Annotated in this window: 14 protein-coding genes; 8 read left to right on the top strand and 6 right to left on the bottom strand. The window is 65.0% G+C overall.

Annotated elements, in window-relative coordinates:
* Positions 1 to 19: 19 nt before the first annotated feature.
* Positions 20 to 949: a mycothiol conjugate amidase Mca gene (mca, locus tag ACX80A_RS12780; protein WP_459260118.1), complete on the top strand. Its 930-nt coding sequence runs from the start codon at positions 20 to 22 to the stop codon at positions 947 to 949.
* A gap of 46 nt (positions 950 to 995) precedes the next feature.
* On the top strand, positions 996 to 1,358 hold the full coding sequence (locus ACX80A_RS12775; RefSeq protein ID WP_459260117.1) for a hypothetical protein: 363 nt from the start codon (positions 996 to 998) through the stop codon (positions 1,356 to 1,358).
* Positions 1,359 to 1,475: 117 nt separating this feature from the next.
* Here ACX80A_RS12775 and trhA read toward each other — a convergent pair whose 3' ends face one another.
* On the bottom strand, positions 1,476 to 2,129 hold the full coding sequence (trhA, locus tag ACX80A_RS12770) for a PAQR family membrane homeostasis protein TrhA (protein WP_459260116.1): 654 nt from the start codon (positions 2,127 to 2,129) through the stop codon (positions 1,476 to 1,478).
* Positions 2,130 to 2,318: 189 nt separating this feature from the next.
* On the opposite strand from trhA, the gene ACX80A_RS12765 reads away from it, so the two are divergent.
* Together ACX80A_RS12765 and ACX80A_RS12760 are read left to right on the top strand one after the other, a co-directional pair.
* Positions 2,319 to 3,080 carry an isoprenyl transferase gene (locus ACX80A_RS12765; protein ID WP_459260140.1) on the top strand — a complete coding sequence of 254 codons (762 nt, stop codon included), beginning with the start codon at positions 2,319 to 2,321 and terminating at the stop codon, positions 3,078 to 3,080.
* Between the two features lie 257 nt (positions 3,081 to 3,337).
* On the top strand, positions 3,338 to 4,765 hold the full coding sequence (locus tag ACX80A_RS12760; protein ID WP_459260115.1) for a PhoH family protein: 1,428 nt from the start codon (positions 3,338 to 3,340) through the stop codon (positions 4,763 to 4,765).
* Between the two features lie 39 nt (positions 4,766 to 4,804).
* Here ACX80A_RS12760 and ACX80A_RS12755 read toward each other — a convergent pair whose 3' ends face one another.
* The gene (locus ACX80A_RS12755; protein WP_459260114.1) at positions 4,805 to 5,548 is read right to left on the bottom strand and encodes a hypothetical protein; all 744 of its coding nucleotides are present in this window, start codon (positions 5,546 to 5,548) and stop codon (positions 4,805 to 4,807) included.
* A gap of 58 nt (positions 5,549 to 5,606) precedes the next feature.
* Here ACX80A_RS12755 and ACX80A_RS12750 point away from each other — a divergent pair, with 58 nt between their 5' ends.
* Positions 5,607 to 6,119, top strand: coding sequence for a prepilin peptidase (locus ACX80A_RS12750; RefSeq protein ID WP_459260113.1), 513 nt, complete (start codon positions 5,607 to 5,609; stop codon positions 6,117 to 6,119).
* Between the two features lie 4 nt (positions 6,120 to 6,123).
* Positions 6,124 to 6,594 (top strand): NUDIX hydrolase, encoded by a 471-nt coding sequence (locus ACX80A_RS12745; RefSeq protein ID WP_459260112.1) that lies wholly within the window; start codon positions 6,124 to 6,126, stop codon positions 6,592 to 6,594.
* A 14-nt stretch (positions 6,595 to 6,608) separates the two neighbouring features.
* On the opposite strand, the gene ACX80A_RS12740 is transcribed toward ACX80A_RS12745, so the two are convergent.
* From ACX80A_RS12740 to ACX80A_RS12730, 3 genes are read right to left on the bottom strand one after another with little or no spacing between them, the layout of a single operon-like run.
* Entirely contained in the window at positions 6,609 to 8,036 is a 1,428-nt protein-coding gene (locus ACX80A_RS12740) for a class II fumarate hydratase (protein WP_459260111.1), read from the bottom strand.
* A gap of 22 nt (positions 8,037 to 8,058) precedes the next feature.
* Entirely contained in the window at positions 8,059 to 8,673 is a 615-nt protein-coding gene (locus tag ACX80A_RS12735; RefSeq protein WP_459260110.1) for a carbonic anhydrase, read from the bottom strand.
* A gap of 38 nt (positions 8,674 to 8,711) precedes the next feature.
* Positions 8,712 to 9,359: a DUF4245 domain-containing protein gene (locus tag ACX80A_RS12730; RefSeq protein WP_459260109.1), complete on the bottom strand. Its 648-nt coding sequence runs from the start codon at positions 9,357 to 9,359 to the stop codon at positions 8,712 to 8,714.
* Between the two features lie 145 nt (positions 9,360 to 9,504).
* On the opposite strand from ACX80A_RS12730, the gene glpX reads away from it, so the two are divergent.
* Both glpX and ACX80A_RS12720 read left to right on the top strand, forming a co-directional pair.
* On the top strand, positions 9,505 to 10,554 hold the full coding sequence (gene glpX, locus ACX80A_RS12725; RefSeq protein ID WP_459260108.1) for a class II fructose-bisphosphatase: 1,050 nt from the start codon (positions 9,505 to 9,507) through the stop codon (positions 10,552 to 10,554).
* Between the two features lie 81 nt (positions 10,555 to 10,635).
* Positions 10,636 to 11,667, top strand: a complete 1,032-nt coding sequence (locus tag ACX80A_RS12720; protein ID WP_459260107.1) for a lipid II:glycine glycyltransferase FemX — start codon at positions 10,636 to 10,638, stop codon at positions 11,665 to 11,667.
* A 1-nt stretch (position 11,668) separates the two neighbouring features.
* Here ACX80A_RS12720 and ACX80A_RS12715 read toward each other — a convergent pair whose 3' ends face one another.
* Positions 11,669 to 13,306, bottom strand: a complete 1,638-nt coding sequence (locus ACX80A_RS12715; protein ID WP_459260106.1) for an ABC-F family ATP-binding cassette domain-containing protein — start codon at positions 13,304 to 13,306, stop codon at positions 11,669 to 11,671.
* Positions 13,307 to 13,367: the final 61 nt, after the last annotated feature.

Raw genomic sequence — 13,367 nt, 5'->3', positions numbered from 1 at the left:
GAAATCACAGGAGCAGTAATTGCCCAGCCCGGAAAACACCTCATCCTCCAGTGCGCCAGCCCTCGGCCGGGGATTCCGGTTGCTGGCGGTCCACGCCCACCCGGACGATGAGTCGAGTAAGGGCGCCGCCACCATGGCACGCTACGCGGCCGACAGCGTCGACGTCCTCGTTGCCACCTGCACCGGCGGTGAACGCGGCGACATCCTCAACGAGAAGATCGCCGGCGAACCGCACGCACTGCGGGACCTGGCCGGGCTCCGACGAATCGAGATGGCGAGCGCTGCCACGGCGCTTGGCATCCGCCAGCGGTGGCTGGGCTTCGCCGACTCCGGCCTGCCGGAGGGAGACCCCCTCCCGCCGCTGCCCTTCGGGTGCTTCGCCCTGCAACCGCTGGAGCGCGCGGCCGCCCCGCTGGTCAAACTGATTCGCGAGTTCCGTCCGCACGTGATCCTGAGTTACGACGAGAACGGCGGCTACCCCCACCCCGACCACATCATGGCGCACAGGGTGGCGGTCGAGGCCTACCACGCAGCGGGCGACGCCGAGCGGTACCCCGGCACAGGGGCGCCCTGGGCCCCGTCCAAGCTGTACTACGATCGCGCTTTCAATCCCGAACGATTCCACGCCCTACACAACGCCCTGGAGGAAGCCGGGCTGCAGTCGCCCTATGCCGCCCGGATTGCTACGTGGCTGGAAGCCGACTCGGAAGGCCACCAGGCGCCCGCACCAACCCATGAAACCACCACCCAAATCGAGTGTGGCGGGTTCTTCGACCACCGTGACCAGGCCCTGCTGTCCCACCGCACCCAGGTGGACCCGGAGGGGTTCTTCTTTGCCGTGTCGTCGGAGTTGCAGCGGAAAGTCTGGCCGTGGGAGGACTATTCACTGATTCACTCCCGGGTTGAGGCCACACTGCCCGAGTCTGACTTCTTCACTGGCATAGAATAGGTAGGGTGGGTCACGCTGCCCGCCGTTCCTCTGAAAGTGGTGCATTGTGTCTTACCTGCTCAATCTGGTGTCCGCCGTGAGCCCCGCCCCCAATCAAGAGGACGGGCTCAGGCCGGGACTGGACCCCAGCCAGGTGACCCCTGGTCTGTGGGGGTTCATCTTCACGCTGATGATGGTGATAGCCGTGATCTTTCTGATTCGCGACATGTCCAAGAGGATCCGGCGGGTGCGCTACCAGGGGATGCTGGACGAGGCGGCCGCAGCGGACGCCACTGCGGGCGAGCAGGACGACGACGGCGATTCCCGCACCCGCACCGGCGCCGACCGGGTCCGCACCGACCGCGGACCCAGCGACCGCGGACCCAGGAGTTCCGATACCGCTCCGGGATACCCGCCGGCGAACCGCTGATCCGCTGCGGATACCAGGGTAGCCGCAGCAGTCAAAGGTTTGGATGGCGAACCCGTTCCCCCTGACCGTGTGAAACAGGCGGCGAAGGGTTTAGGTGGCGCCGTCGGGACCAGGTCTTCAGAGCGGGTTGAGAACGGCAATCATGATCGCAATGAAGTGAACGGTGAACGCCGCGATGGTGAGGGTGTGAAAGAGCTCATGGAAACCGAACCAGTTCACGCTGAAGTTGGGCCGCTTGAGCGCGTAGCACACCGCTCCGGCGATGTAGAGGGCGCCGCCGATGCAGATCAAAACGGATGCAGCGGGGCTGGCGGCGAAAAAGTCGGGGAGGTAGAACAGGGCAGCGAGCCCCAGAGCCACATAGACGGGCACATATAGCCAGCGGGGAGCATTTACCCAGAGCACCCTGAAGAGCACTCCGGCGATAGCGCCGGACCAGATCACCCAAAGCAGCACTGTCGCCTTCTCGGGTGCCAGGAGTGCCCACGCAAGCGGGGTGTAACTGCCGGCGATTACCAACATGATGTTGGTGTGGTCAAGACGTTTCAGGACCACCCTGGTGCGGTCGGTCCAGGTGCCCGTGTGATACACGGCGCTCACGCCAAAGAGCAGGACCCCGGTGAGTGCGTAGATGGCCGAGGTGATCTTGCCGGCCGCGGTGGGGGCTACCGCGATCAGGACGATCCCGGCGGCCAGCGCCAGCGGTGTCGCTCCTGCATGAAGCCAGCCCCGCAGCTTCGGCTTCAGGGCGCCTGGAGTAGTCGAGGTCATGCGTCAATTCTAACCGGCAATGGGCCTAAGTTACCGACCGGTAGCGCCGACATGGTGAGGATGTGGGAGCACCAGCCGGGCGCCGTCGGCGGTGCAGCGGGTCCTTGGCGGTACCGTAGGAGTGAACCTACCCGACCTCCAGTTGGTGCAGCCGGAAGACGAAAGGAAGAGGGACAGGTGAACCGCCCAGTGAAGTTCCCAGGATTCGCCTACAACTTCTATGAACGCCGGCTACAGCGGTCCCTGAATTCTGACCGGATCCCGCACCACATTGGCGTGATGGTCGACGGCAATCGGCGGTGGGCCAAGTTGGCCGGAGCGCCCACCCGGGATGGACATCAGGCTGGCGCCGACAAGATTCACGAGTTTTTGGGCTGGTGCGAGGAGCTCGGCGTCGAAGTGGTGACGCTGTATATGCTTTCCACCGACAACATGAGCCGTTCCCCGGAGGAGATTGAGCAGCTCCTCGATATCATCGCCAACACCCTCGACCGGCTGGGGGAAAGCAACCGGGTTCGGGTGCAGCCGGTGGGAGCCCTCGAACTGTTGCCCGACAACCTCGCTGCCAAGCTGTGTTCCCTCGCCACCCAGACCAGGGAGATCGACGGCCTGCATGTGAATGTGGCCGTCGGCTACGGCGGGCGTCGGGAAATTGTCGATGCAGTCAAGGAACTGATGCGTGCCGCGGCGTCGAAAGGCGGGTCGTTGGAGGATGTCGCCGAAGGGCTGACCGATCAGCAGATCTCGTCCTTTCTCTACACCCGCGGGCAGCCTGACCCGGATCTGGTCATTCGTACCTCGGGAGAACAACGTCTGTCCGGGTTCCTTATGTGGCAGAGCGCCTACAGCGAGTTCTACTTCTGCGAGGCGCTCTGGCCCGATTTCCGTAGGGTGGACTTCTTGCGCGCGCTGCGTGATTACGGACGGCGGCAGCGGCGTTTCGGCGGCTAGAAGTTAACGGCAAATTCTTCTTCGACACGCCGCATCAGGTCCCCTCGACGCCATTGCCGGGCGTATTCTCGACTCCATCAGGAGGCACCCATTGCCGACTGGTCGGGAGGCTACCGATGCAGCGAACAGCGCAGATCAGCACAGCGCGGATCAGCACAGCGCCAACGTCAGGGGAGGCCGTGCCAGGCCTCACGGCCTCACTGTCTTGCCCACCCCATAACAAGTCGGGGATTGCACGCCCCGCCAATGGAGTCCACATGGCCATATCTGACACACCACAGCGTTCATTTGACTCAGGCCACACCCTCCCTCCGGCAGCCACCAACGAGGCCCGCACCAGCACGGATGACGACATAATCCTTGCCGAGGCGGGCCTTTCGTCGGTCGAAAGCCTGGGTAGCCGGAGTTACGTCGTAGACACGTCGGTGCTGCTCTCGGATCCGCTGGCTATCACGCGGTTTGCCGAACACGAGGTGATCCTGCCGATCGTCGTCATCAGCGAGTTGGAGGCCAAACGCGACGACCCCGAGTTGGGGTATTTCGCCCGCAAGGCGTTGCGGTTCCTCGATGACCTGCGGGTGCAGCACCACGGGCTCAACCGGGCGGTCCCTCTCGGGGAAGAGGGCGGAACGCTGCGGGTAGAGCTGAACCACATTTCGCCGGCAGTGCTGCCGGCCGGATTCAGGGCCGGCGACAACGACTCCCGGATTCTTGCCGTGGCCAAGAATCTTTCGGACGAGGGCCGGAACGTCACAGTGGTGTCGAAGGACCTGCCGATGCGGGTCAAGGCGTCGGCGATGGGCCTGAAGGCTGATGAGTACCGCAACGAACTGGTCAAGGACTCGGGGTGGACCGGCGTCGCCGAACTTGATGTCGCGGAAGACGACGTCAACGCGCTGTACGACCACCAACCAGTATTCCTGCCCGAAGCTGCCGAAATGCCAGCCAACACTGGGCTGGTGATGCATTCCCTCCGTGGGTCGGCGCTTGGTCGGGTGGGAGCGGACAAGCAGGTGCGGCTGGTGCGGGGGGACCGGGACGTTTTCGGACTCCACGGCCGGTCCGCCGAGCAGCGCCTGGCGATTGACCTGCTGATGGATCCCGAGGTGGGGATCGTGTCAATGGGCGGCCGCGCGGGCACCGGAAAGTCGGCGCTGGCGCTGTGCGCCGGGCTGGAGGCCGTCCTGGAACGCCGGGAACACCGGAAGGTGGTCGTCTTCAGGCCGCTGTACGCGGTCGGCGGCCAGGAGTTGGGATACCTTCCCGGCAGCGAGAGCGAGAAGATGAATCCGAGGGCCCAGGCTGTCTTCGACACCCTGGGAGCGCTGGTGTCACAGGAAGTGGTGGAGGAAGTGATGGACCGCGGCATGCTCGAAGTGTTGCCGCTGACCCATATCAGGGGCCGTAGCCTGCATGATTCGTTCGTCATCGTCGACGAAGCGCAGTCGCTGGAGAAGAACGTGCTGCTCACGGTGATGAGCCGGATCGGTCAGAACTCTCGGATCGTGCTCACCCACGATGTGGCTCAGCGCGACAACCTGCGGGTGGGGCGCCATGATGGGATCGCCGCAGTAGTCGAGACCCTGAAAGGTCACCCGCTGTTCGGCCACATCACGCTGACCAGATCCGAGCGGTCCCCCATTGCCGCGCTCGTCACTGAACTTCTGGAGGGCGCCGAAATCTAGCTGGGTTACGATCAGGGGCGGTGCGCTGAGGGCTGAGGGTCAGGACACATCCCACGGGATGTGCGCGGTGACGTCAGTCGGGCTCATCACGGAGTCCACGAAGTGGTCATCGACCAGGTACTCGTCGACACCCAGGATACGCAGCCGGTGCCCGCCCCCGGCGAACGGCCCGTCAAGGGCAAGGGTAGACACGCAGATGCCCGTCCCCACATCCACCTTGACCTCGGTGTGGCCGCGTCCGATCAGGGGGTAGCCCGGGGTAAACGGTTGGTAGGAGAGGTTGGGGGTGGCCGTCGCACTGAGGACGGGCCGCCCCTCAAAGACTTCCTCGACAATATTTTCCAGTTCCACCCGGTTGGCGAAGGGTGATTCGAAAGCGACCGGTGCATTCCCTGCAAACTCGACCGGGTCCAGCATCGCCGCCCAGCGGGGGTCGCCGAACGCTGGTTCACCATAGGCAGCATCCGGTCGCCGGAGCACAAAACCGACGTCGTTGTATACCGGGGTAATGAGCCGGGGCGCGAGCAGCCAGGATTTCCGGGTGGCGCTTACATAGAGGGCATCCCGAGAGCCTGACGTGCCGGTGCTGCTGTGCAGGAGTACGCCGTCGTCGTCCTCGACCCGGAGCGCCGCTGGCCGACGCAGCCAGGCCTTGAGCGGCCGGGTGTCTCCCTCGGGCCGGCGCCAGGCCACAGCGAACCGCAGGGTCTCCCATTTCCAGGGGGAGGATCTGCAGAGCGACCGGAAGGTGGCTGCGGGAGATCCGCTGTGTGTTGCCGACATATCCACAGTGTAACCGCCGCTATAGGAGCCTCAGCGGGGGTCAACTACCGTGGTTTCCATGACCGACATTTTCGTCAGGAACCTTGCGGACAGTCCGGCGGCCGCGGCACTCCTCGCGCTGGCACTGGTGGTCTTCGGGGTGGTCGGCGTGTGGCTGAGCGTCATCGACGCCCGCAGCCACCTGCTGCCGAACCGGATCATCCTCCCGGCCTACCCGATTGCCGGGTTGCTGTTGGGAGTGGCTGCCCTACTGGCCGGGGAGGGGGCCAGGGTGATCACCATGGCCGGGGGATCGGTAGTGCTTTGGCTGGCGTACTTTCTGCTGCGCCTGGTGTACCCGGCGGGCATGGGGTTTGGGGACGTCAAGCTCGCCGGGCTGCTGGGGCTCTATCTGGGGTTCGTCGGCTGGAGCCAGCTCCTGTGGGCGACGATTGCCGCGTTTGGGTTTGGCGCGCTCTGGGGGCTGGTACTGATGGTTCTCCGCCGTGGCACCCTGAAATCGGTAATCGCGTTTGGCCCGTTCATGATTGCCGGGGCTGCGCTGGCAATGACCATGCCCTCGCTAGGCTGAACCCATGCCTATCCCTGACTTCATTCTGTCCCTGCGCGAGAAAATCGGGCACGGGCCACTCTGGCTTCCCGGCGTCGGTGGTGTGGTGCTCGACGACCACGGCCGGGTGCTGCTGGGGAAGCGCACCGACAACGGGCAGTGGACAATCATCACGGGCATCCTGGAGCCGGGTGAGGAACCCGCCCCCGGGATTGTGCGCGAAATCTTCGAGGAGACCGGGGTGACGGCACGGGTCGAGCATTTGCTCCGGGTCGAGGTGGTGGGTCCGGTAACCTTCCCCAATGGGGACGTGTGCACCTTCCTCAACACTGACTTCAGCTGCCGGTACGTGGCGGGGGTGGCAGGCGTGAACGACGACGAATCCACCGACGTCGGCTGGTTCGCCCTCGATCAGTTGCCGGAGCTAAACGACAGGCACCGGCAACTGATCGAGTCAGCGCTCGCTGCCGACGGGGTCCCGCACTTCGTCCGTTAGCCGGCGCCCGGAATCTACTGCGGCGGGCGGGTCATGGACAGCACGTCGAGGGAATCATCGAGCTGCTGCTCGGTGAGCTCCCCGCGCTCGACAAATCCGAGGGCGACGACGGCTTCGCGGACCGTGAGCCCCTCGGCTACAGCTTTCTTCGCGATTTTCGCCGCATTTTCGTAGCCAATGTACTTGTTCAGCGGTGTGACGATCGAGGGGGACGCCTCGGCCAGGAACCGGGCGCGCTCCTCGTTGGCGGTAATGCCGTCGATCATCTTGTCGGCCATCACCCGGGTGGACGTGCTCAGCAGCCGCACCGATTCCAGCAGGTTGCGGGCGATGACCGGGATGCCGACGTTCAGTTCGAACGCGCCATTGGTTCCCGAGATGGCCACCGTTGCGTCGTTGCCCATCACCTGGGCGCACACCATGATGACCGCCTCGCAGATCACGGGGTTGACCTTGCCCGGCATGATGGAGGATCCCGGCTGCAGATCGGGCAGGGCGATCTCCCCGAGGCCCGTGTTGGGGCCGGAGCCGAGCCAGCGCAGGTCATTGTTGATCTTGGTCAGTGACACGGCGATGGTGCGCAGCATCCCCGACACCTCGACCAGGCCGTCACGGTTCGCCTGAGCCTCAAAGTGGTCGCGGGCCTCGGTCAGGGGCAGGCCGGTGTCGTTGGCCAGCAGTTCGATCACCCGCGCCGGGAAGCCGGCCGGTGTGTTGATGCCCGTGCCGACGGCCGTGCCGCCCAACGGCACCTCGGCGACCCGGGGGAGGGACGCCTTAATGCGCTCCACGCCGTACCGCACCTGGGCGGCGTACCCACCGAACTCCTGGCCCAGGGTGACCGGTGTGGCATCCATCAGGTGGGTGCGGCCGGATTTAACCACAGCCTTGAACTCCTTAGCCTTGCGCTCAAGGGATGCTGCTAGGTGTTCGAGGGCCGGAATCAGGTCCTTGGTGAGCGCGGACGCCGCCGCGACGTGGACCGAGGTGGGGAAGACGTCGTTCGAGGACTGAGAGGCGTTGACGTGATCGTTCGGGTGGACCGAGGTTTCGCTGCCGGCGGCGGTCAATGCCCGGCTGGCCAGCGTGGCGATGACCTCGTTGATGTTCATGTTCGACGAGGTGCCGGAGCCCGTCTGGTAGATGTCGACCGGGAAGTCGCCGTCGTAGAGTCCCTGTGCCACCTCTTCGGCAGCAGCCTCGATGGCCCGGGCCCGCTCGTCATCGAGCACTCCCAGTTCCGCGTTGGCAGTGGCAGCGGCCTTCTTGATCCGGGCCAGTGCCTCGATGTGCGCTCGCTCGAGGCGGGTGCCCGAGATCGGGAAGTTTTCCACTGCACGCTGGGTCTGTGCGCGGTACAGGGCATTGACCGGAACCCGGACCTCCCCCATCGTGTCGTGTTCGATACGGAATTCGGCGTCGGATCCAGGCGTTTGAGTCATGCGCCAATTCTTGCCGGTGGGACTACGAGGTACCAAATCCGGAAACGATTTCGGCGATGCCGTCCTCCAGCCGGTAGGTAACACCGATCACCGCTGTTGAACCCTGCTCGACGGCGTTGGCGATGACCCGCGAGGAATCGACCATGCGCTGGGAGGTCTGCTTGATGTGTTCCACGACAGTGGCGTTGATGTCGGTGACGCCGTTGCGTCGGGATGTGAGGACCGAAGGAGTGATCCGCTCCACCAGTTCGCGCAGGAAGCCCACCGGCATCACACCAGAGTCGAGGGCGTCAATGGTCGCCGACACAGCTCCGCAGCGGTCATGTCCGAGTACCACGATCAGGGGGACGTTCAACACGCTGACACTGAACTCGAGGGATCCCAGGACGGCGTCGTCGATCACCTGACCTGCCGTGCGCACCACGAACACGTCACCGAGGCCGAGATCGAAAATAATCTCGGCCGCCAGCCGGGAATCCGAGCAGCCGAAGATGACAGCGAAAGGATGCTGGGTGTCTACCAGCGAGGCGCGGTGCAGGGCATCCTGGTTAGGGTGCGATGACTGCCCGGAAACGAATCGCACGTTTCCTTCGCGGAGTCGCTGCCAGGCCAGAGCGGGAGTCGATTGGTTGTCCACGCCCCCACCTTACGCCGATTTAGGGCACGGATTGCAGACTACGGGGAGTCAAGGTCCCCGACGATGGCGGTACCAAGCACGTCAAACTCCGCCAGATCGGCGGTCCCGTTGAGGATCAAAGTGAAGTCACCGGTCTCGGTGGTGAGGAACGAGTCGCCCGATGAACTATCCAGCAACTCCCAGTCCAGGGTTTCGATGGTGCGTTGCCCAGAGATCTGAGCTTCATCGAGCCGCTGGGCCGTCCAGGTGGGGTTGGCACTATCGGTCTGCGTGAGCTGGATAAATTGCTGCTCAGGGGTGAGATAGCCCACCTCCCAGAACGGGACGCCGTCGCTGCCCCCAGCGTTCCAGCGGGCAAAGTTGGCGGTCCAGCCCTCGGGAAGCTCGGGCGCCAGCGGAGCGTACCCGGCGCTATCGGTAGCCTCGGCCGAGACATTCTGCACGTCGATGTCCCGAGTGTAGGTTTCTGCGGTGTGGGTGGGGTTCAACAACAGGACCGGAAGAACGAGCCCAAAGGTGGCGGCAATCGCGATGAGCATGCCGACGACCGTCGAATTGGCCCGCTTCGCCTGCTTCGGGGTCAGGACCGGTGTAACCTGCGGTTCGGTGTCACGGCGCAGGTCAGTCGTCACACGCGGGTCGCCGTCGACGGGGCTTTCTGATGATCCGGGCTGGAGGTTGCTCACCGGTCCATTTTCCACCATACCGGGGGTGCCCGCCTAAACGACTCCGCCCTCCCGCATGGTCCCCATCTGCGAAGGGCCACTATGATTGGGCGCAGGGGATAAGTCCCGCAGCTTTCGCCAGCAATGGCACAGCACCGCTTCGACGATGAGGATTGACGTGTCCGATACCGCCAAATCAGCCCAGTATTCAACGCTTTCCCGCTCACTGGCAGTCGGCGACGACGAGCCGGACCGCAACCTGGCGCTGGAGCTGGTGCGCGTCACGGAGGCAGCGGCCATTGCTGGCGGCCATTGGGTGGGCTACGGCGACAAGCTCAAGGCCGACGGCGCCGCAGTGGACGCCATGCGCTCGCTGCTTTCAACAGTCCACTTCAACGGTGTGGTGGTCATCGGTGAAGGCGAGAAGGACGAGGCCCCAATGCTGTTCAACGGCGAGCGGGTCGGGGACGGTAGCGGTCCAGAGTGCGATGTAGCAGTTGACCCGATCGACGGCACCCGCCTGACCGCCCTCGGGATCAACAACGCGATCGCAGTCCTCGCCGTCGCCGAGCGCGGCACCATGTTCGATCCGTCGGCAGTGTTCTACATGGAGAAACTGGTCACCGGCCCCGAGGCCGCCGACATGGTTGACCTGCGCCTACCGGTCAAGCAGAACCTGCACCTGATCGCCAAGGCGAAGGGAAAGTCGGTCAACCAGGTCACCGTGATGATCCTCGACCGCGACCGCCACCGCCCCCTGGTCGATGAGATCCGTGCCGCCGGGGCGCGCACCAAGTTCATCATGGACGGCGACGTGGCTGGGGCCATCGCTGCCGCCCGCGAGGGGACCGACGTCGACGCCCTGATGGGTATCGGCGGCACCCCCGAGGGGATCGTCGCGGCCTGCGCGATCAAGTCCCTGGGCGGTGTCATCCAGGGTCGGCTGTGGCCCACCAGCGACGAGGAAAAGCAGAAGGCGATCGACGCGGGCCACGACCTCGACCGCGTGATGTCCACCTCCGACCTGGTGACCAGTGACAACTGCTACTTCGCCGCAACCGGTATCACCGACGGTGACCTGGTGCGCGGGGTGCGTTACAACAAGGGGAAAGTTCTCACCCAGTCCATCGTGATGAGGTCCAAGTCCGGGACCATCCGGGTGGTCGACGGCGAGCACCAGGCCCACAAATGGGAGAGCTACGCCCGTCTGAAGTAGACCGTCTGAGGTAGCGCTTTTGGGGTAGCACTGTACAGGGGTCGCCGAGGGTGCACGGCGATCAACGCTAGGGTTGAGGGCATGACCCTTACTGTTGTGCAGTGCACCGACGAGTCCCGGTGGGACGCCGCCGTCAACGCCTTGCGTGGGCACCCCCAGCAGCTGTGGGGCTGGGGCAAGACCAAGGCCTCCCATGGCTGGAGTGTCGACCGGGTCCTGGTGCAGGACGACGGCGTGCTGGTGGGCTGCGCCCAGGTCCTCCTCCGCAAACTTCCCCTGCCGTTCAGGGCTCTCGCGTACTGCCCGCGCGGTCCGCAGACCACCCCCGGCCGCGACGCCGAGGTCCTGCGGGCGCTCGAGGTCTACGTCCGTCAGGCACACCGCGCGGTGGCGTTGAGCATCGAACCGGATTGGGAATCAACCACCGCCCCTGCGGCGGCGCTGGCCGCCGCAGGATGGCGCAGCACCGGGAACACCATCCTGATTGGCCGTACCCTCATTCTCGACCTCACCCAGTCCGAGGATGAGCTGCTTGCCGAGATGAGTAAGAAGCACAGGCAATACATCAGGAAATCCGGCCGGGAGGATCTCGATTACCGTGAGGTGACCCGCGACGAGCTGACCGAATGCCTTGCGGTGTACCGGCAGACGGCCGAGCGGGCCGGCTTCGGCATCCACGAAGACCGCTACTACCTGGACATCTTCGACAACCTCGGCGCCGCCTCGCCGGTGTTCGCCGCTTTCAAGGGTGATGACGTCGTGGCATTCCTCTGGCTGTCATGCAGCGATCACACGGTCTTCGAGCTCTACGGCGGGATGACCGCCGAGGGCGAGCAACTGCGCGCCAACTACGCCTTGAAGTGGCTGGCCATCCAGGCCATGAAGGAACGGGGCGCAGTGCGCTACGACTTCAACGGGCTATTGAACGACGGCGTCTCGAAGTTCAAGATGGGCTGGGCGAAACATGAAAACCAGCTGGCGGGGACCTGGGACAAACCCCTCTCGCCGCTATATCCGCTGTACTCCCGCGCCATGCCACTGGCTCGTGACGGGCTGCGGTTCGCTCAAAGCGCAGGGGCGAAGCTGAAGGCGAAGGTCCCCGGACGGTCCTAGATCAGCTGGTGCTGACCCGTCCACCCTCAACGCTCCACCGGGTGTCGAGTTGTACATTTTCGAGCAGCCGGCGGTCATGGGAGACCAGGAGGAGCGCGCCGTCGTAATGCTCAAGTGCCTCCTCCAGCTGTTCAATCGCCGGCAGGTCGAGGTGGTTCGTCGGCTCGTCGAGCACCAGCAGGTTCACTCCGCGGGCCTGCAGTAGTGCCAGCGCGGCGCGGGTGCGCTCGCCCGGGGATAGGCTGTCCACTGGTCCACTGACCTGGTCGGCTTTGAGCCCAAACTTGGCGAGCAACGTGCGTACCTCAGCCCGGTTCAGGCTGGGCACCAGAGCCTCGAATGCGTCGCCCAGCGGCTCGGTCTCCGCAAACACGCCGCGGGCCTGGTCGATTTCCCCGACGGCGACACTTGCGCCGAGCGCGGCGCCGCCGTCGTCGGGCACCAGCTGGCCGAGCAGCAGGGCGAGCAGAGTGGACTTCCCTGCGCCGTTGGGTCCGGTGATCCCGATGCGGTCACCGGCGTTGACCTGCAGGGACACCGGGCCGAGCGTGAACGCGCCGCGTCTGACCGTCGCTCCGTTCAGGGTCGCGACCACCGAGCTGGAGCGTGGGGCGGCGCCGATGCTGAACTGAAGCTGCCACTCCTTGCGCGGTTCCGCAACCTCATCGAGGCGTGAAATCCGCGACTCCATCTGCCTGACCTTCTGCGCCTGCTTCTCAGAAGATTCCATGCTGGCCCGCCGCCGGATCTTGTCATTGTCCGGAGCCTTCTTCATCGCGTTCCTGACACCCTGGGAGCTCCACTCCCGCTGGGTCCGGGAGCGGGAAACGAGGTCCGCCTTCTTGTCGGCAAACTCTTCGTATGCCTCCCGGGCATGCCGCTTCGCGACAGCACGCTCCGCCAGGAACGCGTCATACCCGCCGTCGTACACGGCGACGCTGCGCTGCGCCAGATCCAGCTCGACCACCGTGGTGATGCAGCGGGCCAGGAACTCGCGGTCGTGCGATACCAGGACGACGCCCCCGCGCAGGCTCCGCACAAACTCCTCAAGACGATCCAGACCCGCCAGATCGAGGTCGTTGGTGGGCTCATCCAGCAACACGATATCGAACCGGCTCAGCAACAATGCGGCCAGGGCGACCCGGGCGGCCTGACCGCCCGACAGCCCGGTCATCGGGGTGTCCAGGCCGAGAGACAACCCGAGCTCGGCCAGGACGAGTGGGATGCGGTCGGCAAGATCGGCTGCCCCGCACGCCATCCAATGATCGAGCGCCGTCCCATAGGCATCGTTGGCGGCGTTGGTGCCGGAGGCCAGCGCTTCGGCAGCGGCCTCCATCTGCGCGGTGGCTTCCGTCGTCCCCGTGCGCCGGCCGAGATACCCCTCGATGGTTTCGCCGGGAAGCCGATCCTCTTCCTGCGGCAGCCACCCGACGAACGCGTCGGTGGGGGTGGTGGTCACGGTGCCGCCCAACGGTTGATCGACGCCCGCGAGCAGCCTGAGCAGCGTCGACTTGCCAGCACCGTTGGCGCCAACGACGCCGACGACGTCGCCCGGCGCGACGGTCAGGTTCAGGCCGGAGAAGAGCGTGCGATGGGCGTGACCTCCGGAGAGGTCCTTCGCCACGAGGGAAGCAGTCACCCGTCTATCTTAGGGAAACCCGGTGAAGGCACGGACCACTGGTGGTCTCCGGCGTCGTGCG

Source organism: Arthrobacter sp. TMN-50 (assembly GCF_054511125.1).
The sequence above is the reverse complement of the archived record's forward strand: the minus strand, read 5'-3'. Positions and strand labels throughout refer to the sequence as shown.

Bases quoted from the DNA above. Each gene is read 5' to 3' on its own strand.
- ACX80A_RS12720 (WP_459260107.1), top strand. From the start codon at position 10,636: ATGACCCTTACTGTTGTGCAGTGCACCGACGAGTCCCGGTGGGACGCC.
- ACX80A_RS12760 (WP_459260115.1), top strand. From the start codon at position 3,338: ATGGCCATATCTGACACACCACAGCGTTCATTTGACTCAGGCCACACC.
- ACX80A_RS12740 (WP_459260111.1), bottom strand. From the start codon at position 8,036: ATGACTCAAACGCCTGGATCCGACGCCGAATTCCGTATCGAACACGAC.
- ACX80A_RS12750 (WP_459260113.1), top strand. From the start codon at position 5,607: ATGACCGACATTTTCGTCAGGAACCTTGCGGACAGTCCGGCGGCCGCG.
- ACX80A_RS12755 (WP_459260114.1), bottom strand. From the start codon at position 5,548: ATGTCGGCAACACACAGCGGATCTCCCGCAGCCACCTTCCGGTCGCTC.
- ACX80A_RS12745 (WP_459260112.1), top strand. From the start codon at position 6,124: ATGCCTATCCCTGACTTCATTCTGTCCCTGCGCGAGAAAATCGGGCAC.
- glpX (WP_459260108.1), top strand. From the start codon at position 9,505: ATGAGGATTGACGTGTCCGATACCGCCAAATCAGCCCAGTATTCAACG.
- trhA (WP_459260116.1), bottom strand. From the start codon at position 2,129: ATGACCTCGACTACTCCAGGCGCCCTGAAGCCGAAGCTGCGGGGCTGG.